The following is a 22,470-nucleotide window of genomic DNA, read 5'->3' as shown; positions in this document are numbered from 1 at the left end:
CCGATGGACCGGGCTTCCGTCATCTCATCCGACCGGGTGCTGCGCATCCTCCTTCTGGAGGACAGCGCGCTCGATGCCGAGCTGGTGAGAGAGACCCTGACCGATGCACGGCTGCCTATATCGGTCGAGCGGGTGGTGTCGGCGGACGAGTTCACGAGGGCGGTCCGCGATGAGACCTGGGATCTCATCCTCGCCGATTACCTTCTGCCTGCCTTCGATGGCCTGCACGCACTCGAGATCGCCCGGGAGATGTCCCGCGCCACGCCTTTCGTCTTCGTCTCCGGCGCCCTCGGCGAAGAGGTGGCCGTCGAGGCCCTGAAGCGCGGGGCGACGGATTACGTGCTGAAGGACAAGCTCGAAAGGCTGCCCGCCACCGTGCTGCGGGCCCTGGCCGAGGCCCGCGAACGCGGCGAGAAGGAGCGGGCGCAGGATGCCCTGCGGCAGATGCTCGACGAGCGCACCGCGCTCCTGCACGAACTCGATCATCGGGTGAAGAACAATCTCCAGCTGCTGCTCTCCCTGATCGGCATCGAGTACCGTCAGGCCGAGGACGGGCCCGCGCGTCAGGTGCTCGGGCGCATGAAGGAGCGCATGCAGGCCCTGGCCGCCGCGCACCGCGATCTCTACGACGGACAGGGATCGACCCGGTTCGATGCGTCGCGTTTTGCGAAAGGACTCTGCGAGGAACTGACCTCGTCGATTCCGGGCGTGAGGATCACGCCGGAATTCGAGATCGAGACCGTGGAGGTCGAAGCCGCCAAGGCCGCCGCCATGGCGCTCCTGTTCAACGAGATCGTCGTCAATGCGCTCACCCATGCCTACAAGGAGCGGCAGGGCAAGCTGAAGCTCCGGTTGCGGATCGAGGACGGCGCGCTGGTCTTCCAGATCGCCGACGATGCCTTCAGCCCGGAGGAGAAGCAGCACGCGAAGGAGAGCGCGTCCGGGACCATTCTCAAAGCCCTCGCCCGCCAGCTCAACGCGAATGTGGAATGGCCGCTCGACGATCCCGCCATCCTGGTGCGTGTCGCCATACCGGTTCGGGATGGCGGCTAGATGATCGGGCGAAGATCATACTCCGTGCGAGCGATCAGAAGCCTGTCCCAGGGCGCCCGGACCTCGTTGCGGCAGGTGCTGTGGGGACTGGTCCTGGTTCTCGCCCTGCCGACCATTCTCGTGGCGGCGGCGGGTCTCTATTCAGGCTATCGCGCCGAGCAGCAGGCCACCGATCTGCGCATGCAGGAGACCGCCCGCGCCTTGAGTCTGTTGCTCGATCGCGAAATCGAGAAATCGGTCTTGGCGCTGCAGGTCCTGGCACATTCGTCCAGCCTCGCCCGGGGAGATTTCGAGGAGTTTTACGACCGTGCTAAAACCAGTGGGCTCGAGGAGCCTTCCTGGATCGCTCTGTTCGAACCCAGCGGCCGCGTGATCTTCAACACCCGTGTGCCTTACGGCGTGAAGCTGCCAAACAGCAATCGCATGGATGCGCTGCAGCGTGTGCAGGAAACCCGCAAGCCTTATGTGTCCGACCTCTATGTGGGCTCGCTGACGGGCCAGCGCCTGATCACCATCGATGCTCCCGTCATCATCGACGAACGAGTCGCCTACATCCTGTCGCTCGCGATCACGCCGGACGTTTTTCAAGGGATCATTCGCGACCAAAGAATTGCCGACGGCTGGAACGCCGCGGTGCTCGACCGAAGCCGGAGGCTCGTGGCGCGCTCCCGGTCGCCGGAGCGCTTCGTCGGGCAGCTTGCAAGCCCCAACGTCCAGGAGGCTCTCGCGAGCGCGCAGGAAGGGCTTCTCCAGAGCGTGACGCTCGATGGCATTCCCGTGCGCACCTATTTCAGCCAGTCGCCGACCTATGGCTGGTCCTTCGTCATCAGCATCCCGGAAACGGAGCTGGCGAAATCAGCCCAGCGGTCTCTCTTCTGGCTCACGGTCCTCGGAGCGGTCATCCTCGGCGGCATCCTTCTGGCAGTTCTGCTGTCGCGCGCCATCTCCAAGCCGGTCGACCAGCTCGTGGCTGCGGCCCAGACCCTCGGCCGCGGAGGTGAGGTTTCTGACCGGGCCAGCACGCGTGTTCTGGAATTCGACACGATCAAGAGGGCGCTCGTCGAGGCGGCCGCCGGCATCCGCCACCATGAGCGGGAGCGGGAGGAGGTTCTCGCCCACATGGCCGAGAGCGAGGCGCGCCTGCGCCTGGCGCTCAATGCGGGCCATCTCGGTTCCTGGGAATACACACCCGCCACGGGCGCTCTGACGACAACACCCACGTGCCGCGCCCATTTCGGGCGTGGAGCAGACGAGCCGGTCACCTATGCGGATCTCATCGCCCAGATCCATCCCGACGACCGCGCCTTGCAGAAGGAGTCCGTCGCGCTGGCGTTGGCGGGCCGTACCGATCTTCAGGCGGAATATCGCGTGATCTGGCCCGACGGCAGCGAACATTGGATCCGCGTGAGCGGCCGGATGAGAAGCGGTCCCGACGGGCATCCGTCCATGGTCGGCGTGTCGCAGGACATCACCGAGCGCCGGCTCGCCGAAGACCGGCAGGCGCTTCTGCTGCACGAGCTCAATCACCGCGTCAAGAATACGCTGGCGACCGTTCAGTCGATCGCATCCCTGACCAGACGATCGGGCGACAACACCGATCCCGCCGCATGGAACGCCTTCATGGATCGGCTGCACGGGATGGCCAAGACCCACGATCTCCTCACGGCCACCCAATGGCAGGGCGCGCTTCTGGAAGACGTGCTGAAGAACGAGCTGGAGCCTTATCAGGACGGCATACGGCAGCGCATTCGCCTGCGCGGCCCGCGCATCAATCTGCAGCCCGGAGCCGTTCTCGCCCTGGGACTTGCCGTTCACGAACTGGCGACGAACGCCGTCAAATACGGCTCTCTCTCGGCTGCGGAGGGCAAGGTGCACGTGATGTGGGCCGTCACGTCGGGGAGCGGTCAGCCCGCGCTTCTCGTGGAATGGGTCGAAAGCGGCGGCCCGCCGGTCAACAAGCCCGAGCGCCAGGGCTTCGGCTCCAAGCTGATCCAGCGCGGTCTCGCGCAGCAGCTGGGAGGCGAGATCAAGCTCGATTTCGCGCCCGCAGGCGTCCGCTGCGTCATCACCTTCCCGATCTCGACCATGGCATCGGATCAGAGCGGCGCTGCCGAGACCCAGCAGCGCTATGCATCGTGACGTGGTGAGTGTCATTCCCGGCCGGAGCGTCAGCGGAGGGGAAGGGAATCCATAGCGGCTCGCTTGATCGTGGATCCCCTTCCCGGTCCTGCGGACCGCCGGGGATGACAGCGGAGCGCTAAAGTGTCATTTCGGATGACACTCTCAAAGTCCTCTCATCCGGTGCCCTCATGACGACGACCCGAGACAAGCTCGAAACCATTCTGGCGCGCTTTGCCGGACGCAAGGCCGACGAGCGGGTGTTTCTGCGCGTCTACGACGATGCCGCGCGCATTGCCGCCGATGCCGCCGATGCGCGTCGTCGCGCGGGTCTCACGCTCGGCCCGCTCGATGGTACCATCGTGTCGATCAAGGATCTGTTCGACGTGGCGGGCGAGACGACGCTTGCGGGTTCGATTGCCCTGCGCGATGCAGCCCCCGCCGACAAGGATGCCGCGATCGTGCGCCGTCTGCGCCAGGCGGGTGCCGTCATCCTGGGCAAAACCAACATGGTCGAGTTCGCCTTCTCGGGCCTGGGCCTCAACCCGCATTACGGCACGCCCGGCAACGCGACGGATCCCTTGCGCATTCCGGGCGGCTCATCCTCGGGAGCGGGCGTGTCGGTGGCGGAGGGCACGAGCGAGATTTCCATCGGCAGCGACACCGGCGGCTCCGTGCGTATTCCGGCGGCCCTCAACGGCGTCGTCGGCTTCAAGCCGACCGCGCACCGCGTCCCGCTCGACGGCGCGTTTCCGCTTGCGCCCAGCCTCGATTCCATCGGGCCGCTGGCACGCAACGTGCAGGACTGCGCATACGCAGATGCCGTCATGGCGGGCGAGGAGCCGCGCCCGTTGAAAGAGCGTGCCCTGGCTGGCCTGCGGATCGGCGTGCCGCGCGGGCGCCTGTTCGCGCAGACGGAATCCTTGGTGGAGCAGGCCTTCGAGACGTCGTTGAAGCGTCTGTCCGGGGCCGGTGCGCGGATCGTGGATCACGGCATCGAGGATCTGCTCGAAGCCATGGCGGACACCACCGTCACGGCGTCCATTGCGTCCATCGAAGCCTCTGAAGTGCATGCGGATTGGCTCGAATCCAAGGTCGCCGAGATCGACCCGCGCGTCCATTGGTGGATCGCGCGCAGCAGCACCGTGCCGGCGCCGATCTACATCCGCATGCTGCGCCGCAGGCATGCCCTCGTCGCTGCGATGGACGAGCGGTTGTCTCCTCTCGACGTGCTGGTGCTGCCGACCACCGCCATTTCGGCGCCGCTGATCGCCCCGCTGGAATCCGACGACAAGCTCTACAATAAGACCGACTGGCTGATCCTGCGCAACACCATGTTCGGCAACCAGTTCGATCTCACCGGCATTTCCCTGCCGATCCCCGGTACGGAGCGGCCCGTCGGTCTCATGCTGGTGGCGCGTCGTGGTCACGACCGGCGGCTTCTGGAGATTGCCGCGAGCATCGAAACGCTGCTGGCGCAAGGATCGTGAGGGGGCACGAAACGGGAGCACGGCGCGTTATGCCCGTTCCGATCCGTCCGGCGAGAGACACGATGATGCGTCCCTTCTTCCTTGGTCTCGGCTATGCAAGTCTGGCGCTCGGCATCCTGGGCATCTTTCTGCCGCTCTTGCCGACGACGCCGTTCGTTCTCCTGGCGGTCTGGTGCTTCGCCCGCTCGAATCCCGCTTTGGCCGACAAGCTTTACAACCATCCTCGCTTCGGCCCGCTTCTGACCACATGGCGCGATCAAAGGGCGATTCCGCGCCACGCCAAGATCTATGCCCTCGCGACCCTTGCCCTGTCCTATGCGTTGATCCTGTGGCTGGCGGAAGGTCGCATCCTGCCGGTTGTTCTCGCAGCCATCATGGGCAGCGTCGCCCTTTACATCGCGACACGGCCGACGCCGCGTGACAGCGCGGACGTCCTGTTGACGGATGCTCCTGATCGATAGGTTCTCGCGACGGCTTCCATAGAATTTCTTTGAACTGCAAGGCTATATAAGAGCTTCATCAATGCAAAGCTTCTTATGTTTGGCCAAGGTTGTGCCATGTTGCGGCCCAGGTTCCGGTTAGGCTGCAAGCGTCATGATTGAAGGAGCCTCCTCATGCGCAGCCTCAGCCTGTCAGTATTTCTGCTCGCGTCCGCCGCAATGCTCGCTCCGCTTCTGATCGCGCTGGCCTATGCTGTCAGCGTGCTGGCTTCAGCTTTGATGTTCCCCTGAAATTCTGTCGCTTCTTCCGTTTTCATCAAGCAATTGCCGTCAGACATACAGTTTCCCGCTTGGAACCGCGTTTATAAGCGGGCGTTGGAATGCGATTGTTGAATAGGATTTTGTCTGATGCGCAAAATTATCGTGTTGGCCCTTGCTGCAATGGGCCCAAGCCTTTTCGGTGCTTTGCCCTCCTCGGCCCAGCCTCAGTTCCAGTTCGGCATCGGGCCTGACGGTCGTCCGCAGATCGGCGTGCGCGATCCCGAGCAGGAGCGTTACGAACGTCGCGAGCGCTGGCGCGAGCGTCGAGAGCAGGAACGCGCGCGCGCCTATGAGGAGGGACGCCGCGATGCGCTGCGTGACGAGCGCCGTTACGATGGTTATGAGCGCCGCTGCCGCAACATCATCATTCGCGAAGAGGACGATTGGGGCCGCTCCGTCACACGGCGGGTTCGCCGCTGCGACTGACGATTTTCCGGATTCCCGGACACGGACGCATGCACGACGTCACGCGCGCGGATTCGCGATTTCCGCCGTAAGCCGGGGGAGCTCCTTGGTCATCCATTCCACCATCTGATCATTGGTTTTCAGATGGGCCGGCATGGGGATGAAGGGGCCATGGGACTCGTAGATCGCCACGGGATCCCGCGCGCCCAGAATGGGGTCGAGATCGTCCTCGATCTCCGGCGTGATGGTTCTGCCGCCAAACCATGTGAGCAGCAGCAGGAGCATCCCGACGGCGCCGGCCAGAACGACGAGCAAAGACATTGCCAAGTCTGCCACCGCTGGTTCTTTCCCTGAACTCCGAAGCGCGTCTTGCTTGGAAACACGAGCCTACCACCGAAAGACCAGCCCTCCAACGCCGTAAAGCGCGCGGCAAAAGGGGTGCACTCGGCCGGGATTTTTGCAGGTGCGAGGAACTGGGCTCAAGACCTTGAGGTTGAACCTGAAATCGCCTCGTGTGCGACCACGCGCCATGAGGGAAGGGATGCGTAGCGAAACCTGTCCGATGGGAGGCACCCATGAGAACGTATTACGTGTTCCAGTCCAGAACGACGCCCGAGCTGCGCGGCTTCGCGGACAACGAGGCAGGCGAGACCTTGCCCGCCGACCAGGGCCCCTGGGTGCTCGACCGGCAGATCGGCCCCGACGATGAATGGACGCTCGACGTGAGCCGGGCGGTCGTGGCCGCCGGGATCATCGAGAACGGCTTCTATCTCTGGGGACCGATCAACAGGACGGCAGCCTGGCACCCGGTGATCGAGAGCGACCGCGTGGAAGGCACGGCGGTCTACGACCCGCAGGGTACGCAGATCGGCACGATCAAGCGGCTGCTGATCGAGAAGGTGAGCGGAAAGGTCCTCTATGTCGACATGACCTTCGGGGGCTTCCTGGGCATCGGCGTGCATCACCACACGATTCCGTGGGACAAGCTGGCCTACGACAAGGAACTCGAAGGCTACCGCACCGATGTGACCGAGGCCCAGGTCCAGGGCGCCCCCGCCTTCTATGGCGACGATCAGGTCTGGCCCGACCGCAGGCGCGAGCAGGAATTGCGGGACTACTGGCACGACATCCCGAGGGGGCCGATTTGAGGTCAGGCAAACCGGAAGGCTTGCCTGGCCGCCGCGGTGGACACGCGTATTCGTCCGTGATGATGATCGTTGATCGTAGTTGTTTTTCGAGGTGCCTTGGTTTTGCCATGTCCAATTAGGATGAGGCCTCGACGAATCCATTTCATGAAACGTAAATCGAAGTAACGCGTTTGTCCTCCACGATAGTAACGTGGAGATGGAATGATGAAGAAGTCAGCTTGGCTCCTGGCGGCTGCTTTGATCGGTTCGAGTGCCGTCGTCTCGACGCCTTCCATGGCTCAAGTACAGTTCGGCATCGGCCCCGACGGCCCGAACGTCCGCGTCGGACCGGACCGCGACCGCTACGAGCGCCGCTATATCGAGCGCCGCCGCGTCTATGACCGCGACGACCTCTCGACCGGCAGCATCGACCGTTGCCGGACCGTGGTGATTCGCGAGGAAAACGACGACGGCGATACCGTCACCCGCCGCATTCGCCGCTGCCGCTAAGTCCAGCAATTGCTTCCTTGAAGGTCCGGGAAGGGTCAAGCCTCCCGGACTTTTTGCGTCATCCGATGCCGGAGCTAGGCCGCCTCCGCGCGCGCCGTCCGGTCCAACTCCACCTCGGATGTGATCGACGGCGTCACCATGCGCCCTCGGCTGATCAGGGCCACGACGTTGGAAGCCAGCGTCAGCGCGGCCCGGTCCGACCGTCCTTCCTGCAGGTAGGAGACGTAGAGCCGCATCAGCTCGACCGTGACATAGTGGAAGGCAACCTCGGACCCGCGGGCCAGCTTCATCCGCCGCGAGGCCGTCATGAGCTTGTCGAGGTAAACGGATCGCTCGACGGCCGGCTCCGCCAGAAAGCCGCTCAAGCCGCCGAACAGGTGTTCGAAGTGATCCCAGAGGAGCGCGAGGTTGCGGGCCGCCTTGTCCTGCTGGTCGGAGGCGAGCGCCTGGAACTCGGCGAGAAGCTCCCAGGCCGGATCGGCCGCCAACGCCTCCTCGGCTTCGCTGGGGATCGGCAGGAAAGGCAGAAGCGCCTGTGAGTGGGAGACCAGCCTGGGTCGCAGCGCATCCCACCCGGCCAAAACCTTGGGCACGACGATCAGAGCCGTGGCGAGAACGGTCTGGTCGAGCACGGCGCGGGCCTGGACGAGCCTCGGGCGCGCCGCCTGCCGGCACGCTTCGAGGAAGCGCCAGCGCAGAAGGCTCAGCGTCTGGAACTGCTCGAGTTTTTCGATGAGGCGGTTTTGCGGTTGGTGATCGACGGACCAGGGGAAGGTGAAATCACTTCGACGCTGAGGCGGGCTGCTCATGAGGCTGATGATCCGATCCGCAAATCGTTTTAGACGTATTCGGGTCATACAAGGCCAATCCAGGCAACTTTGAGGCTCCGTCGCCCGAACGGGTAAGTACCTTTGGTCGCAGGGGAATTTTGTCTTCTGGAAGGATTATCGAGACGCGACGGCTTCGATGCATCGGTTCCGGCAGGCACGGGCCCGGCCGGCGCAGCCTTGAACCGTGACCCGCCATGCTTAAATCCTGAGACGACCCCGATCCGGGCCCCTCTGACGCGAGCCGTGCCGGCCCTTGCGTGATGTCGGATCTCTTCCGATCCGACCGCCGGCTCAGAGGTTGAGAATGCTTCAAGAACTCCTGTCTTCCGTCGTCAGCGTGCTGATCGTCGATCCGCTCCAGGCGGAGATGAACGAACGTCTGGCTCGGATCCGCGCGCCTCAGGCGGTCATCGCCGATGTGCGAACCTGCGCCGAGGCTTCCCTGCCGAAGCTGGCCGACCGGGCGCTCGCCGACCCGCTCTGGGTCGTCACGACCACGTTCGACGTCTGGACTGGCCGCACCGCGCCCGAACAGATCCTCGGCGGCACTTCGACCCAATGCGACGCCGCCATCAAGGCCGCAAAGGTCTATCTGGAGAGCCGGGGAGCGTGAGGCGGCTGATCGCTTTGTTCAGAAGCGGCGCCGACATCCCAGCGACGAGGTCGCCTGATTCCAATCTCAAGGTTAACCGCAGATTAGGCTTCTGGGGTCAGTCTTGAGTCCGAATCCCAAAGGAGCCTCGTTATGCAAATCCTCAAGACGTCTCTGGGCCTCGTCATGGTTGCGACGGTGCTGGTCCCGTTCATCACCGTATCGACCTATGCGGCAACCATCGTGGCTGCCGCCATGATAGCGCCCTGAAGTCTTCCATATCGGCTTACTGGCGCTTGCGGGAGTTGGACCGAAAGAGCAGCCGCGTCTTGAATCATCTTGAGGGATGGTCACGCGAACAGGCCATTCCCATCCAGCAGTGAGGAATTTGTATTCTCGGCAGTCGGGAAAGCTTGGATCGGACAGGAAACATCATCGATCGCCAAGCTGAGGGACTTGGTGGAGCTGAGGGGATTCGAACCCCTGACCTCTGCAGTGCGATTGCAGCGCTCTCCCATCTGAGCTACAGCCCCGGTCGATTGAATCGAGCCAAGTGCCGGACGTTTTAGGCCCCTGGGCTTCGGTCTGTCAATCGGCCCGTGCGGGGGCGGGAGACGGGCTTCCGACGGGGCCGCAACCGGCCTAAGCGGTTATGGGTTGTTCAGCTCCGCTTCAAACGTTACATGAACGAAGCCGATCCCCCGACAGGTTTCCCATGCGCGCGCTCCTCAACGTCATTCTGCTGGCCCTGCAGCTCTATACCTATCTCATCGTTGCCTCGGCGATCCTGAGCTGGCTGGTGGCCTTCAATGTGGTCAACACCCGCAACGATGTGGTCCGTTCGATCTGGAATTTCCTCGATGCCGTGACCGAGCCGGCCCTGAGGCCGATCCGGAACATCCTGCCCAATCTCGGGGGCGTCGATATTTCGCCCATCATCCTGATCCTGTTGATCATTTTCATCCAGAACCTGATCGTCGACTACCTGATGCCGATCGCCTTCTAAAAAGGAGCCGAGCTTGGCCTGGAGCATCCGCCCCGATGGCCTCGACATCCGGGTGCGCGTGACGCCCCGGGGCGGGCGGGATGCCATCGACGGGGTCGAGATCCTGTCGGACGGTAGGCCGGTGCTGAAGGTCCGGGTCAGGGCCGTGCCGGAGGATGGGGCCGCCAACGAGGGTGTCCGGCGCCTGCTGGCCAAGGCCCTGAAGGTTCCGGCCTCGGCGGTGAGCCTCGAGGCGGGAGCCACCGCGCGGCTGAAAACGTTTTCGATCTCGGGCGAGGGGGAGGCGCTGGCCGCCGCCCTTGCCGCACTGACAGGACGGACCGATTCATGAGCGCCACCATCATCGACGGAAAAGCCTATGCGGAGGGATTGCGGTCCCGCATTGCCGGGGCGGTCGGAGCCCTGGCCGGGCAGGGCGTCACGCCCGGCCTCGCGGTGGTCATCGTCGGCGAGGATCCGGCGAGCCAACTCTACGTGAAGAACAAGGCGCGCCAGACCGTCGAGGTCGGCATGCGCTCCTTCGAGCACAAGCTGCCGGCCTCCACCAGCGAGGCGGAATTGCTCGACCTCGTCGCCCGGCTCAATGCCGATCCGGCGGTGGACGGCATCCTTGTGCAGCTGCCTCTGCCGAAGCAGATCGATGCGCAGAAGGTGCTCGAGGCCATCGATCCGGCCAAGGACGTGGACGGCTTCCATCCCATCAATGCCGGGCGCCTGATGACCGGCGTGCCGGGCCTCGTCTCCTGCACGCCGCTCGGCTGCCTGCTGCTCGCGCAATCGGTGCGGCGCGACCTGTCCGGCCTCAACGCGGTGGTGCTCGGGCGCTCCAACATCGTCGGCAAGCCGATGGCGCAGCTCCTCATCGCCCAGAGCTGCACGGTCACGGTGGCGCATTCGAAGACCCGCGATCTCCCGCAGGTCTGCCGCAACGCCGATCTCCTCGTGGCCGCCGTCGGCCGTCCCGAAATGGTGCGCGGCGACTGGATCAAGCCCGGCGCCATCGTGATCGACGTGGGCATCAACCGGGTGCCGAACCCGACCGCCGGCGAGGGCAGGACCAAGGTGGTCGGCGACGTGGCTTATGCGGAGGCGTCCAATGTCGCGTCCGCCATTACGCCGGTGCCGGGCGGCGTCGGCCCCATGACCATCGCCTGCCTGTTGCGCAACACCCTCGAGGCCGCCTGCCTTCGGCGGGGGCTCGCGATGCCGGCGGTGGATTTCGCCAGTTCTTGAGCGAGGCGCCTTCGGGCGTTCAGTTCTGCGGCGGGCTTGCTAGCGTCATGGCCGGGCTTGTCCCGGCCATCCCGATCCGAAAAGCACAACGGTTCAATCCATCGGGATCACCGGCACAAGGCCGGTGATGACGTGAGAGGGGCAGGCAGCGCGTTGTCAGGACGAGGGCAGGGTTTGGTGCCCGCTATGCCCGATACAAATCCACCCGCGACGGCGGCAGGCCCGACGGGCCGCGGGTGCGCTTGGACACGAGCGTCTGGTTCACGCCCACGGCCGCGCGCTCGAAGGCGAGGGAGCAGCCGGCGAGGTAGAGCAGCCACATGCGGGTTTTTTCCGGCCCCACGAGCGCCTCGGCCTCGGCGCGGCGGGCGTTGAGGTTTTCCCACCACAGACGCGTCGTGCGCCGGTAATGCTCGCGCCAGGCCTCCACGTCGTGCACCTCGAAGCCGTGGCGTTCGAGATTGGCGACCGACATGCCCAGGTGATCGAGCTCGCCGCCGGGGAAGATGTAGCGGGTGAGCGCCTTGTATTCGGGCTTGAGCTTCCGGAACGCCTTGTCGCTCTTCTTCGCCCGTCTGGCGATGGTGTGATGCAGATAGAGCCCGCGCGGCCTGAGCAGGCGATGCACGGCACTGAAATAGGCCGGATGGTTCTTGATCCCCACATGCTCGAACATGCCGATGGAGGAGATCTTGTCGAACTCGCCGTCCATCTGGGTGAAGTCCTTCACCAGCACCTCGACCCGGTCCTGCAGGCCTAAGCGCTGCACCTTCGCCCGCGCCAGGGCGGCCTGCTCCTCGGCGAGCGTCACGCCGGTCGCCTTCACGCCGTAATGCTGCGCCGCATGGCAGATGAGCGCTCCCCAGCCGCAGCCGATGTCGAGCAGGCGCTCGCCGGGTTTCAGCCGCAGCTTGCGGCAGATCATGTCGAGCTTGTCCCGCTGCGCGCGGGCGAGATCATCGTGCCAGTCCGGCTGGAAATACGCGCAGGTATAGACCATCTCCGGATCGAGGAAGAGTTCGTAGAACGCGTTCGACACGTCGTAATGGTAGGCGACGTTCTGCTTGTTGGTCTGGGGCTTCCCGTCCCGGGCCTCCGGCTTGTCCTCGACGCGGGCGAGGGGGCGCGGCATGTCGGCGGGCGCGCGCAGGAAGTGGTAGGCGGTTTTGAGTGCCTTGAGCTTGCTCAAGGTCTTCAGGCGCCGGCCAGCCTTCTGCGGGCGCTGGGCGGCGAGATCGAAGATGGTGCCGTTCTTCAGATCAAGCAGGCCCGCAACATAGGCGTTGAGCGCCGTGTCGAGGTTCGGGCGGCGCAGGAGAGCGGCGATCACGCTCTCGCGCCGGATGACGAGCCGCATGGCATAGGACGGCAGATCCGCCGGGATCGTCGAGCCGTCCCACAGCTCGAAGCCGAACTGGAGATCGAGCGCGCGATGCGCATCGCCCAGCAAATCCCGGAACATTTCCAGTCGTGCGGTCTCGCTCGCCCCAGCCATGAGCCCTCCCTTTTGAGGCAAGGTAGCGGGAGGCCGGCGTCGGAACAACCGGTGCTTTCGCCTATCGATGCTCCTTCAACGCTTAATGCGCGAGGTCGGACAGGTGCCTGAGTTTCTCAGGGTTCCGGACGATATAGACCCCGACGATGCGGCCATCCTCGATATCGATGGTCGTAGTCTGCACGATGCCGTCCTTCTCGAGCGTGACGAAGCCGGGCAATCCGTTGATCAGGCCCTTGTAGACAACCGGGGGCAACCGGCCTTCGTCCTTGCGCGCCACGCCCATGAAGAGGCCCGACACCCTGCGGAAGCCGAAAAGCGGGTTGAGGGCCGCGTTCCGGATGCCGCCGCCATCCGTATAGGCCACGACGTTCTCCGCCAGGAGATGTTGCAACGCCGCCAGGTCGCCGCTGCGCGAGGCGGCGAAGAAGGCATCGGTCATCCGCTCGCCTTCTTCCCGGTCGATAGGATAACGCGGCCGGTCTGCACGCACGTTCTTGCGCGCTCGCGCCGCCAACTGGCGGCAGGCCGCCGGATCCCGATCCAGGGTCGCGGCGACCTCGTCGAAGCCGAGGCCGAAGACGTCGTGCAGAAGGAAGGCCGCGCGTTCCAGCGGCGAGAGCCGCTCCAGGGCCATCATCAGGGTCAGGGACAGGTCCTCGCTCATGTCCTCGTCCCCTGCCGTCTCCAGGACCGGCTCGGGCAGCCAGGGCCCGATATAGGTCTCGCGCCTGACCCGCGCCGATTTGAGGATGTCGAGGCACAGGCGCGTGACTGTCCTGGACAGGAAGGCGCCCGGCTCGCGGATCGTGGACCGGTCCGTCTGGTGCCATCGGATATAGGCCTCCTGCACCACGTCCTCGGCCTCCGCGATGGAGCCGAGCATGCGGTAGGCCAGGCGGACCAGCCCCGGCCTGAGGGGCTGGAACCGGTCCGCCGCGTCGCCGTCAGGCGGCAGCACGGCTCGCCTCGACCGGGTGGATGGACCGGAAGCCGATGGCCAGGCGGTTCCAGGCATTGATGGCGCCGATCAGCAGGGTCAGGTTGACCTGCTCGGCGGGGGTGAAGCGCTTACTGAGTTCCTCATAATCCTCATCGGGAGCATGGGTCTCGGCCACCAGGGTCAGGGCCTCCGTCCAGGCGAGCGCCGCCCGTTCCCGCTCATTATAGAGCGGCGATTCCCGCCAGGCGTTGAGGAGATAGAGCCGTTCCTCCGTCTCGCCATTGGCGCGGGCATCCTTGGTGTGCATGTGGATGCAGTACGCGCAGCCGTTGATCTGCGAGGCGCGGGTCTTCACCAGCTCGATCAGGCTGTGCTCCAGCCCGCTGTTCTTCAGGGTCTTTTCCAGCTCCACCATCGGCTTCAGGGAGCCGGGGGCGACTTCGAAGGGAATCAACCGGGCTTTCATCGTCTTGGTCCTCGTATCTCGTGTTGCTCACGACGCTATGACGAGGCGGCGATGCCGAATGTGACATGGAGCTGAAACTTTTTCAGCTGTTTGGAACCGGAGTGAGGCTGACAGCCCTCTGAGCACTTCTAAAAGCCGAGGAACAGGACATCGAGCGCCCGCTTGATGGCGTCCTGATCGGCCGCGAGGGAGCCGACCGGGTGCTGCAGCTCACGGACCGGGATAGAGGCCATGAGCGGGATCATCACGACGAGATCACGTCCATCGAGGCGCACCAGCGGGGTCAGTTCGGTGAGAACCGGCGCCTCGCCCTTTGGGAAGAGCGGTGCGACGATGCGGGTGGCGATGGGCGCCAGGATACCAGATTGCAGATCGACCACGATTCGGTTCGAGCGGCCGACACCGGCGTAAACATCGAATTGCCCCATCAGAACTGCCGGAACTCGTCCAGGGGCAATCCGTCCCTTTCGATCATCCCGTTGTAGGAGTCGATGGCGTCCTTGTTGTCCTCCAGCCAGCGGGCCTTTCGAGCCTCCGACACCGATTGGGCCAAACCGCTCTCGCAGGCCTGGGACACATTGATGTTCAAGGCTTTCGCCTCGGCCACGAGTTCGACCGGAAGCGTGACATTGGTTGGGCGCCGGTCTCGCGCGGCTGCAGCGCGCTTGGGCATATTAAGGCCTCCGGACAATATATGCACATACGTTATGCGCATATATAGCTGGCGTAAAGCCAACGGTTTAGAAGTCGCTCGCGATGCCCTTCACTTCCCAGTCCTCGTAGCGGACGGGTTCGAGGCCGCCGCGGCCCTGAAGCTCCTTCTGCCGGGCGATCTCGGCCGCGCGGGCGTCGATTTCGAGACGGCGCTGGGCGGCTTCCTCCAGGGCCCGCTGGGCGGCGGGCGACAGGGGTTTGCCGGGGGCGGCGCCCTCGATGGGGCCGGCGGGAGGGGTATTGTCGTTCGTGCTCATGAGAGGCCTTATGCCAGATCTTCCTCTTGGGAGGGAGCTGGACCGTTCCCACATAGGGTCAAAGGATCGATATGCGTTGACCACGAGGTGGAGACCGCGATGAACACCGTCAAGACCGGAATGCTGCTGGCGGGCCTGATGGCCCTGTTCGGCGTCGTCGGCTATTTCCTGGGCGGCGGCACCGGTATGATGATCGCGCTGGGTTTCGGCTTGGCGACCAACCTCTTCGCCTATTGGAACTCGGACCGGCTGGCGCTCGCGGCCCATCACGCCGTCGAGGTCGACGAGCGCACGGCGCCGGAACTCGTCCATATGGTACGTGATCTCAGCCAGCGCGCCGGCCTGCCCATGCCGCGGGTCTACCTCATCGACAACCCGCAGCCCAACGCCTTCGCCACCGGGCGCAACCCGGAGAACGCGGCGGTCGCCGCCACCACGGGCCTCCTCGACATGCTGTCCCATGACGAGGTTGCGGGCGTGATGGCGCACGAGCTTGCCCATATCAAGAACCGCGACACGCTCATCATGACCGTGAGCGCGACCATCGCCGGCGCCATCGCGACCCTGGCGCAATTCGGCTTCCTCTTCGGCGGCCGGGGCGAGAACCGGCCGAACCCGATCGTGATGATCGGCACCGCGCTGCTCGCACCGCTGGCCGCCATGATCATCCAGATGGCGATCAGCCGCTCGCGGGAATACGATGCGGACCGGATGGGCGCCGAGATCTCAGGTCAGCCGCTGTCGCTCGCATCGGCGCTGGCCCGCATCGCGGGCGGCGTGGCGCATATCCCCAACCCCGACGCGGAGCGCCGTCCCGCCACCGCCTCGCTCTTCATCATCAACCCGCTTTCGGGCCAGGGGGTGGACAACCTGTTCTCGACCCATCCCGCGACGGAAAACCGGATTGCGGCCCTGCGCGCTTTGGCGCAGGAGATGGGCGCGTCGGCAGAGCCGCCCGGCTTCTTCGCGCAGAGTTCATCGAGTCCGTGGGGTTCCGTCAGGGGGCCTGGCGGCGGCCCGGCCGGCAGACGCCGCGGGCCTTGGGGATAGTGTTTTGAATCAAGCGGACGAACAGGCGGGGCTCGGACCCCGCCGCCTGGCCTGGATGGCCGTGACGGAGACCCTGAAGCGGCGCGTGCCGCTCGACGACGTCATGGAGGAGTTGTCGCGGGCGGAAAACCTCTCCGGCCGCGACGAGGCGCTCGCCCGCGCCATCGCCATCGTGACCTTCCGGCGCCTCGGCACCCTCGGGCGTGCCTTAAGCGAGCGGCTCAACAAGCCGCCCAAGGACGAGCGCCTGATGCATCTCCTCGCCATCGGGGCGGCGCAGATCCTGTTCCTCGACGTGCCGGACCATGCGGCCGTCGACAGCGCCGTCGAACTCGCCCAGGCCGATCCCAAGCTCCATCACGCCGGCGGCTTCATCAATGCCGTCCTGCGCCGCGTCGCCCGCGAGCGCGAGCAGATCCTCGATGAGAACGACCCCTGGCTCGACACGCCGACCTGGCTCGAGGAGCGCTGGATCGCGCAATACGGCGAGCCGCTGGCGACGAAAATCGCCGAAGCGCACCGGTCGCTGGCCTCCGTGGACCTGACGGTGAAGGGCGAGCCGGAAGCCTGGGCCGAACGTCTCGGCGGCGTTCTCCTCCCCACCGGCAGCATCCGCCTGATGGAACGCACTGCCATCCGCGAGTTGCCCGGCTTCGAGGAAGGCGAATGGTGGGTGCAGGATGCCGCCGCCGCCCTCCCGGCCCGCCTGCTCCAGGCGCAGCCCGGCGAGCGCATCGCCGATCTCTGCGCCGCGCCCGGGGGCAAGACCGCCCAACTGGCCGCCGCCGGCGCCGAGGTGCTCGCCGTCGACCGCTCGGCCAAGCGGCTGCAGCGCCTGGAGGAGAATCTGGCCCGCCTGCACCTCAAGGCGGAGACGCGCGCGCTCGATGCGGAAAAGCTCGATGCGGAGCCCTTCGACGCCATCCTGCTCGATGCCCCGTGCTCGGCCACCGGCACGATCCGCCGCCATCCGGATGTCGCCTGGACCAAGAGCGAGGAGGATATCCGCAAGCTCTCGGGACTTCAGGCCCGCCTGCTCGACAAGGCGGCGAACCTGCTCAAACCCGGCGGACGGCTGGTCTATTGCACCTGCTCGCTGGAAGCCGAGGAAGGCGAGCGGCAGGCGGAAGCCTTCCTCGCCCGCCATCCCGAATTCACCCGCAAGCCGATTGCGCCCGACGAGATCGGCGGACTGGCGGAGTGCATCACGCCGCAGGGCGACCTTCGTACCCTGCCGAGCCATCTGGTGCTGCCGGAGCATGATCGCAGCGGCCTCGACGGCTTCTTTGTCGCACGGTTTGTGCACAAGGGATCGTCAACAAGGTGAACGATCCCTTACCTGTTGTTAACCGGTCAGCAGGAACTCCTCACCTAAGTTGGCTGAGATTTGAGCGAACAAGGGGAGCGCCACGGGTGGATTTCGGGCCGGATGGCTGGCGATTGTACAGGCTTAGCCTTCGCGAGGCAGGCCGTGCCGTGCGTGAAAGCGCGGTCTGGGGCCTGTCGAGGCTCTCCAGCGCGCCCGTGCCCACGCGCCTGCTCTTCGCCCCGCAGGACCTGCGCACGGCCGATCCCACGATCGCGACCGACATCTATTCCGGTTTCTTCGCCTTTTCCGGCCGCGCCATCACCACCAGCGGGCGCTCGCCCTTCGCGTTCGCGCCGCCGAGCCGCGCTTGGGCTCAGGCGCTCTACGGCTTCGGCTGGCTGCGCCACCTGCGGGCGGCCGGCACGGCGCTCGCCCAGGCCAATGCCCGCTCCCTGGTGGACGAGTTCGTCACCTCCAAGCTCGGGGACAAGCGCATTGCCTGCAGCACGGAGATCACGGCGCGCCGGCTCATGTCCTTCATCAGCCAGTCGCCGCTGATCCTGGAGGGTGCCGACCACGCCTTCTACCAGCGCTTCCTGAAGCTGATCGGCCAGCATGTCCGCACCCTGGAGCGACAGGTCCGCGCGGGCGCGCTGCCGTTTCCGCAGCTCATGGCGGCCGTCGCACTCTGCTACGCGGGCCTGTGCTGCGAGGGCCTCGACCGGAATCTGCGCCGCGCAAGCCGCCTGCTCGCCCGCGAACTCGAACGGCAGATCCTGGCCGATGGCGGGCATGTGAGCCGCAACCCGCGCATCATGGTCGATCTCCTGTTCGATCTTCTCCCCTTGCGCCAGATGTTCGCCAGCCGCGAGGTCGATACGCCCGACGCCCTGCTCCACGCCGTCGACCGGATGCTCCCGATGGTGCGCCTGTTCCGGCACGGGGACGGCACGCTCTCCCACTTCAACGGCATGGGCGTGACGGCCGCCGACCATCTGGCGACGCTTCTCACCTATGACGACATGCGCAGCCAGCCGATCCATCACGCGCCGCATTCGGGCTACGAGCGGCTGGAGGCCGGGCGCACCCTGGTCGTCGCCGACGTGGGTGCCCCGCCGCCGCGCGCTCTTTCGCAGGATGCGGGCGCCGGCTGCCTGTCCTTCGAGTTCTCGAGCGCCGCGCAGCGCATCGTGGTCAATTGCGGGACGCCTTACATCGCGGGCGATCCGATCATCCAGGCTTCGCGTTCGACGGTGGCGCATTCCACCGCCTCCATCGACGACATCTCGTCGTGCCAGATCGTCGACAAGAAGGGCAACTGGCTGCAGCGCCGGATGTCCGCCTGGATCCTGCGCCGCATCGGCCCCGTGGTCCTCAACGGGCCCGAGCGGGTGAATGCGGAGCGCGCTGAGCGCGAGCACGTCCAGATCCTCGGCGCCAGCCACGACGGCTACAAGGCGCGCTTCGGCATCACCCACGAGCGGCGCTGGCAGCTCGCGCCCAAGGGCAACGTGCTGGAGGGCGAGGATAATTTCTGGAGCGAAGGCGGCAGCGCCGGGACTGCGCAGGCCGTGATCCGCTTCCATCTGGCGCCCGGCATCAGGGCGAGCCGCGCGCAGAACGGCCGCGTGGTGATGCTGGTGCTGCCCAACCGCGAGGCCTGGCAGTTCTCGGCCGCGCCGGTCGAGGCGGAACTGGAGGACAGCGTGTTCCTCGCCACCGCCGAGGGCATGCGCCGCACGGAGCAGATCGTGCTCACCGTCCGCCCCGGCGAAATGCCCTCCGTGCGCTGGCGCTTCGAGCGCCTGGCCCGCAGCTACAGCGCAGAGCAGTCGGCCGAGCCCGGGCCGGAGCTGATCTGATCCTTCACTCGTTCGCCTCGGGCGGCAGGAAGTCGACCTCGTGCTCGGCGGAGAGCTGCAGCACGCGCGGGATGTCGTTCAGGTCGTGCAAGGCGTCGAACAGGGACTCAAGCCTGCCCGCGGGCGAAACCCAGAACAGCGCACGAGCCGGTTTGTCCGATTTGTTGAAATAACCGTGCGGAACGCCCCGCGGCATGCGCACGAGATCGCCCACCCGCGCCTTGCTCCAGACGCCGTCGAGCTTCAGATCGAGCTCGCCTTCGAGCACCAGAATGAACTCGTCCTGCGTCGGATGGATGTGGACCGGCACATATTGCCCCGGATCGCTGTTGGTCTCGAACGCGAAGCTCGAACCGCAGGAGGCCTTCGGGAAATAGAGCTGGCCCAGGATGTTCCAGGACTTGCCCTGATATCCTTCGCCTGCCCGCGTGATGCCCTTCTCGAGATCGCTCATCGTTGTCCTCTGTCTGCGCATGACGGCCATTGCCCGGCAACATGACCGGACCGCCTTTCCGCGCGCAAATGGTCATCCGGGGTAAGATCAACCCGGCGTCGGAACACCTTCGAAAGAGCGCTGATCCCACGGTGCCCCGATCTGATATGATCCGGCAGCGTTGCGTTCCGATCCCTCGTTGCGATGGGCGCCGACCATGTCCTCCAAGTTCCATGCGAAGAGTGCCGATTCTTACGAACAGCTCATGGGCCGCTGGAGCCGGAAGCTAGCCAAGCCGTTCCTTGATTTCGCCGGATTGGAATCGGGCGAGCGGGTGCTCGATGTCGGGTGCGGCACGGGCAGCCTGACCTTCACCCTGCCGCAGGTCGCGGATGTGGCCCGTATCGATGCGGTCGATTATTCCGACGTCTATGTGGCAGCCGCGCGGGCGCGGAACACCGACCCACGGATCGGCATCGCCCAGGGGGATGTCTGCGACCTTGCCTTCGAGGACGGCGTGTTCGACCGGACGCTCGCTCTCCTGGTTCTCCATTTCGTCCCGGAATCGGAACAGGCCCTGCGCGAGATGAGCCGGGTGACGCGGCCCGGCGGGGTCGTGGCCGCCACCGTCTGGGACAGCTACGGCGGCATGCCGGTTCAACGCATGTTCTGGGACACCGCGGCCGCCGTGGATCCTTCCGCGGCGGCGATCCGCAGCGAGAACTATTTCAAGCCGCTGACGAGGCCCGGCCAGATGAAAGAACTCTGGACCAAGATCGGCCTCGTCGACGTGGCCGAGATCCCGCTCATGATCCGCATGGACTTTCAGAACTTCGAGGATTTCTGGCATCCCATCGCGGCTGGCGAGTCGCCGCTCGGAAAATACGTGACCGGCCTCGACGACGACAAACGCACGGCTTTCGAGCGTGCGCTGCGCGCCGCCTACGAGGCGGGTGAGCCGGATGGCCCACGATCCTTCGCGGCCGTGGCCCTGGCCTGTCGCGGCACCGTGCCGGAGGCGTGGCATCGGCGGTAAGGCGGCCATGCGGGTGCCGCAGGTTCCCATCCTTAGGCAGCCGTGGTATCGCGCCCGCATCTTTTTCCTTGAATGGAGCGGCCGCCATGCCGAGCGACCTCAAGCGCGTGTCCCGTGCTCTGCTTTCCGTATCCGACAAGACGGGTCTCGTGGACTTCGCCCGCGCGCTCTCCGAGCGCGGCATCGAGCTGGTGTCCACCGGCGGCACGCATAAGGCCCTGAGCGAGGCGGGCCTGCCCGTGAAGGACGTGAGCGAGCTCACGGGCTTTCCCGAGATGATGGACGGGCGCGTGAAGACCCTGCACCCGTCGGTCCATGGCGGCCTGCTCGGCATCCGTGAGAACCCCGAGCACCAGGCGGCCATGCTCGCCCACGGCATCCAGCCCATCGACCTTTTGGTGGTGAACCTCTATCCGTTCGAGGCCACGGTCGCGGCCGGCAAGCCCTATGACGACTGCATCGAGAACATCGACATCGGCGGGCCGGCCATGATCCGTGCGGCGGCCAAGAACCACGGCGACGTGGCCGTGGTGGTGGACGGCGCCGATTACGCCTCCGTCCTCGACGATCTCGCCCAGCATGAGGGCTCGGTCACGTACACCCTGCGCCGCCGCCTCGCCCAGAAGGCCTATGCCCGCACGGCCGCCTACGATGCGGCGATCTCCAACTGGTTCGCCACGGAGCTCGGCGACGAGACCCCGCCCTTCCGGGCGCTCGGCGGCTCCATCGCGGAGGTCCTGCGCTACGGCGAGAACCCGCACCAGAGCGCCGCCTTCTACCGCACACCCGAACAGCGCCCCGGCGTCGCCACTGCCCGCCAGGTGCAGGGCAAGCAGCTCTCCTACAACAACATCAACGACACCGATGCGGCCTATGAGGCCGTGGCCGAGTTCCTTCCTGAGCGCTCTGCCGCCATCGTGATCGTCAAGCACGCCAACCCTTGCGGCGTCGCCGAGGGCACGACCCTGCGCGAAGCCTATGAGAAGGCGCTTCGCTGCGATCCGGTCTCGGCCTTCGGCGGCATCGTGGCCATGAACCGGCCGCTCGATGCGGAGGCGGCGAAGGCCATCACCGAGATCTTCACCGAGGTGATCATCGCGCCCGACGCGACCGAGGAGGCGATTGCGATCGTGGCCGCCAAGAAGAACCTGCGCCTGCTGCTGGCCGGCAGCCTGCCCGATCCCCGCGCCGAAGGCCTGACGCTCCGCACGGTGGCGGGCGGCTTCCTAGCCCAGAACCGGGACAATGCGGTGGTCGAGGCCATGGACCTGAAGGTGGTGACGAAGCGTGCGCCTACCGACCGGGAGCTGGAAGACCTGCGCTTCGCCTTCCGGGTCGCCAAGCACGTGAAGTCGAACGCCATCGTCTACGCCAAGGACCTCGCGACGGTCGGCGTCGGCGCCGGCCAGATGAGCCGTGTCGATTCCTCGCGCATCGCCGCCTGGAAGGCCGCCGAGGCGGCAAAGGCCGCAGGTCTCCCTGAGACCCTCGCCAAGGGCTCGGTCGTCGCCTCCGACGCCTTCTTTCCCTTCGCGGACGGCCTCCTCGCTGCGGCTGAAGCGGGCGCCACCGCGGTGATCCAGCCCGGCGGTTCCATGCGCGACGACGAGGTGATCAAGGCCGCCGACGAGGCCGGCCTCGCCATGGTGTTCACCGGCTACCGGCATTTCCGGCACTGAGCATCGGACGCAGAAGTGGGAACCGGTTCTGCCTGTAAAGATGCGAGAACAAAGACTTAGAGCATCGGATGTGAGTTCGATTCCACGTCCGATGCTCTAAC

25 protein-coding genes and 1 tRNA gene are annotated in these 22,470 nt (G+C 65.6%); 16 read left to right on the top strand and 10 right to left on the bottom strand.

Annotation, left to right across the window (positions count from 1 at the left end):
- Nucleotides 1-3 precede the first annotated feature (3 nt).
- The 5 genes from DDF70_RS03460 to DDF70_RS03440 all read left to right on the top strand — a co-directional run bounded on the left by DDF70_RS03460 (nucleotide 4) and on the right by DDF70_RS03440 (nucleotide 5,848).
- A complete protein-coding gene (locus DDF70_RS03460; protein ID WP_114943466.1) occupies nucleotides 4-1,053 on the top strand; it encodes a sensor histidine kinase in 1,050 nt (349 codons plus the stop codon).
- A gap of 24 nt (nucleotides 1,054-1,077) precedes the next feature.
- Nucleotides 1,078-3,192: a sensor histidine kinase gene (locus DDF70_RS03455; RefSeq protein ID WP_162820199.1), complete on the top strand. Its 2,115-nt coding sequence runs from the start codon at nucleotides 1,078-1,080 to the stop codon at nucleotides 3,190-3,192.
- Between the two features lie 170 nt (nucleotides 3,193-3,362).
- Nucleotides 3,363-4,661, top strand: a complete 1,299-nt coding sequence (locus tag DDF70_RS03450; RefSeq protein WP_114943464.1) for an amidase — start codon at nucleotides 3,363-3,365, stop codon at nucleotides 4,659-4,661.
- A gap of 62 nt (nucleotides 4,662-4,723) precedes the next feature.
- Nucleotides 4,724-5,122: a YbaN family protein gene (locus DDF70_RS03445; protein WP_425374047.1), complete on the top strand. Its 399-nt coding sequence runs from the start codon at nucleotides 4,724-4,726 to the stop codon at nucleotides 5,120-5,122.
- Nucleotides 5,123-5,509: 387 nt separating this feature from the next.
- Nucleotides 5,510-5,848 (top strand): hypothetical protein, encoded by a 339-nt coding sequence (locus tag DDF70_RS03440; protein WP_114943463.1) that lies wholly within the window; start codon nucleotides 5,510-5,512, stop codon nucleotides 5,846-5,848.
- 39 nt (nucleotides 5,849-5,887) lie between these two features.
- Here DDF70_RS03440 and DDF70_RS03435 read toward each other — a convergent pair whose 3' ends face one another.
- Complete coding sequence (locus DDF70_RS03435; RefSeq protein WP_114943462.1) at nucleotides 5,888-6,148, bottom strand: hypothetical protein; 261 nt, start codon at nucleotides 6,146-6,148, stop codon at nucleotides 5,888-5,890.
- 254 nt (nucleotides 6,149-6,402) lie between these two features.
- Here DDF70_RS03435 and DDF70_RS03430 point away from each other — a divergent pair, with 254 nt between their 5' ends.
- Both DDF70_RS03430 and DDF70_RS03425 read left to right on the top strand, forming a co-directional pair.
- Nucleotides 6,403-6,975 (top strand): PRC-barrel domain-containing protein, encoded by a 573-nt coding sequence (locus DDF70_RS03430; protein ID WP_114943461.1) that lies wholly within the window; start codon nucleotides 6,403-6,405, stop codon nucleotides 6,973-6,975.
- Nucleotides 6,976-7,176: 201 nt separating this feature from the next.
- Nucleotides 7,177-7,464, top strand: coding sequence for a hypothetical protein (locus DDF70_RS03425; RefSeq protein ID WP_114943460.1), 288 nt, complete (start codon nucleotides 7,177-7,179; stop codon nucleotides 7,462-7,464).
- Between the two features lie 74 nt (nucleotides 7,465-7,538).
- Here the strand turns inward: DDF70_RS03425 and DDF70_RS03420 are convergent, their stop codons facing one another.
- Complete coding sequence (locus DDF70_RS03420) at nucleotides 7,539-8,273, bottom strand: hypothetical protein (RefSeq protein ID WP_114943459.1); 735 nt, start codon at nucleotides 8,271-8,273, stop codon at nucleotides 7,539-7,541.
- 325 nt (nucleotides 8,274-8,598) lie between these two features.
- On the opposite strand from DDF70_RS03420, the gene DDF70_RS03415 reads away from it, so the two are divergent.
- Nucleotides 8,599-8,907: a hypothetical protein gene (locus tag DDF70_RS03415; RefSeq protein ID WP_114943458.1), complete on the top strand. Its 309-nt coding sequence runs from the start codon at nucleotides 8,599-8,601 to the stop codon at nucleotides 8,905-8,907.
- Between the two features lie 436 nt (nucleotides 8,908-9,343).
- On the opposite strand, the gene DDF70_RS03410 is transcribed toward DDF70_RS03415, so the two are convergent.
- A tRNA-Ala gene (locus DDF70_RS03410) sits at nucleotides 9,344-9,419 on the bottom strand.
- A gap of 182 nt (nucleotides 9,420-9,601) precedes the next feature.
- Between DDF70_RS03410 and DDF70_RS03405 the strand changes: the two genes are divergently transcribed.
- Genes DDF70_RS03405 through folD form a run of 3 tightly spaced genes read left to right on the top strand, consistent with a single transcriptional unit; the run spans nucleotide 9,602 to nucleotide 11,125 of the window.
- Nucleotides 9,602-9,892, top strand: a complete 291-nt coding sequence (locus DDF70_RS03405) for a YggT family protein (protein ID WP_009493530.1) — start codon at nucleotides 9,602-9,604, stop codon at nucleotides 9,890-9,892.
- Nucleotides 9,893-9,905: 13 nt separating this feature from the next.
- Nucleotides 9,906-10,223, top strand: a complete 318-nt coding sequence (locus DDF70_RS03400; RefSeq protein WP_114943457.1) for a DUF167 family protein — start codon at nucleotides 9,906-9,908, stop codon at nucleotides 10,221-10,223.
- Entirely contained in the window at nucleotides 10,220-11,125 is a 906-nt protein-coding gene (gene folD / locus DDF70_RS03395) for a bifunctional methylenetetrahydrofolate dehydrogenase/methenyltetrahydrofolate cyclohydrolase FolD (RefSeq protein WP_114943456.1), read from the top strand. Before DDF70_RS03400 ends, folD begins: the two co-directional genes overlap by 4 nt.
- A 184-nt stretch (nucleotides 11,126-11,309) precedes the next feature.
- On the opposite strand, the gene DDF70_RS03390 is transcribed toward folD, so the two are convergent.
- The 6 genes from DDF70_RS03390 to DDF70_RS03365 form a co-directional block, all read right to left on the bottom strand.
- Nucleotides 11,310-12,620: a class I SAM-dependent methyltransferase gene (locus DDF70_RS03390; RefSeq protein ID WP_114943455.1), complete on the bottom strand. Its 1,311-nt coding sequence runs from the start codon at nucleotides 12,618-12,620 to the stop codon at nucleotides 11,310-11,312.
- 82 nt (nucleotides 12,621-12,702) lie between these two features.
- Nucleotides 12,703-13,581 carry a sigma-70 family RNA polymerase sigma factor gene (locus DDF70_RS03385; RefSeq protein ID WP_114943454.1) on the bottom strand — a complete coding sequence of 293 codons (879 nt, stop codon included), beginning with the start codon at nucleotides 13,579-13,581 and terminating at the stop codon, nucleotides 12,703-12,705.
- Complete coding sequence (locus DDF70_RS03380; protein WP_114943453.1) at nucleotides 13,568-14,029, bottom strand: carboxymuconolactone decarboxylase family protein; 462 nt, start codon at nucleotides 14,027-14,029, stop codon at nucleotides 13,568-13,570. The genes DDF70_RS03385 and DDF70_RS03380 overlap by 14 nt, the downstream gene beginning before the upstream one ends.
- 128 nt (nucleotides 14,030-14,157) lie before the next feature.
- The gene (locus DDF70_RS03375; RefSeq protein WP_114943452.1) at nucleotides 14,158-14,457 is read right to left on the bottom strand and encodes a CcdB family protein; all 300 of its coding nucleotides are present in this window, start codon (nucleotides 14,455-14,457) and stop codon (nucleotides 14,158-14,160) included.
- Nucleotides 14,457-14,702, bottom strand: coding sequence for a type II toxin-antitoxin system CcdA family antitoxin (locus DDF70_RS03370; RefSeq protein ID WP_114943451.1), 246 nt, complete (start codon nucleotides 14,700-14,702; stop codon nucleotides 14,457-14,459). The genes DDF70_RS03375 and DDF70_RS03370 overlap by 1 nt, the downstream gene beginning before the upstream one ends.
- A 67-nt stretch (nucleotides 14,703-14,769) precedes the next feature.
- Nucleotides 14,770-15,000, bottom strand: coding sequence for a DUF1674 domain-containing protein (locus DDF70_RS03365; protein WP_114943450.1), 231 nt, complete (start codon nucleotides 14,998-15,000; stop codon nucleotides 14,770-14,772).
- Nucleotides 15,001-15,099: 99 nt separating this feature from the next.
- On the opposite strand from DDF70_RS03365, the gene htpX reads away from it, so the two are divergent.
- From htpX to DDF70_RS03350, 3 genes are all read left to right on the top strand, one after another.
- On the top strand, nucleotides 15,100-16,050 hold the full coding sequence (htpX, locus tag DDF70_RS03360) for a zinc metalloprotease HtpX (protein WP_114943449.1): 951 nt from the start codon (nucleotides 15,100-15,102) through the stop codon (nucleotides 16,048-16,050).
- 4 nt (nucleotides 16,051-16,054) lie between these two features.
- Nucleotides 16,055-17,377, top strand: a complete 1,323-nt coding sequence (gene rsmB, locus DDF70_RS03355) for a 16S rRNA (cytosine(967)-C(5))-methyltransferase RsmB (RefSeq protein WP_281024335.1) — start codon at nucleotides 16,055-16,057, stop codon at nucleotides 17,375-17,377.
- A gap of 86 nt (nucleotides 17,378-17,463) precedes the next feature.
- A complete protein-coding gene (locus tag DDF70_RS03350) occupies nucleotides 17,464-19,221 on the top strand; it encodes a heparinase II/III family protein (RefSeq protein ID WP_114943448.1) in 1,758 nt (585 codons plus the stop codon).
- 4 nt (nucleotides 19,222-19,225) lie between these two features.
- On the opposite strand, the gene DDF70_RS03345 is transcribed toward DDF70_RS03350, so the two are convergent.
- Complete coding sequence (locus DDF70_RS03345; RefSeq protein WP_114943632.1) at nucleotides 19,226-19,675, bottom strand: cupin domain-containing protein; 450 nt, start codon at nucleotides 19,673-19,675, stop codon at nucleotides 19,226-19,228.
- A 196-nt stretch (nucleotides 19,676-19,871) separates the two neighbouring features.
- Between DDF70_RS03345 and DDF70_RS03340 the strand changes: the two genes are divergently transcribed.
- Nucleotides 19,872-20,690 (top strand): class I SAM-dependent methyltransferase, encoded by an 819-nt coding sequence (locus DDF70_RS03340; RefSeq protein ID WP_114943447.1) that lies wholly within the window; start codon nucleotides 19,872-19,874, stop codon nucleotides 20,688-20,690.
- 86 nt (nucleotides 20,691-20,776) lie between these two features.
- Nucleotides 20,777-22,369, top strand: a complete 1,593-nt coding sequence (gene purH, locus DDF70_RS03335) for a bifunctional phosphoribosylaminoimidazolecarboxamide formyltransferase/IMP cyclohydrolase (RefSeq protein WP_114943446.1) — start codon at nucleotides 20,777-20,779, stop codon at nucleotides 22,367-22,369.
- The last annotated feature ends 101 nt before the right edge of the window (nucleotides 22,370-22,470 follow it).

The organism is Microvirga calopogonii (assembly GCF_003347665.1).
In the GTDB taxonomy this organism is placed as follows: Bacteria; Pseudomonadota; Alphaproteobacteria; order Rhizobiales; family Beijerinckiaceae; genus Microvirga; species Microvirga calopogonii.
Note: the sequence above shows the minus strand (reverse complement) of the source record. Positions and strands in the feature narration are given on the sequence as shown.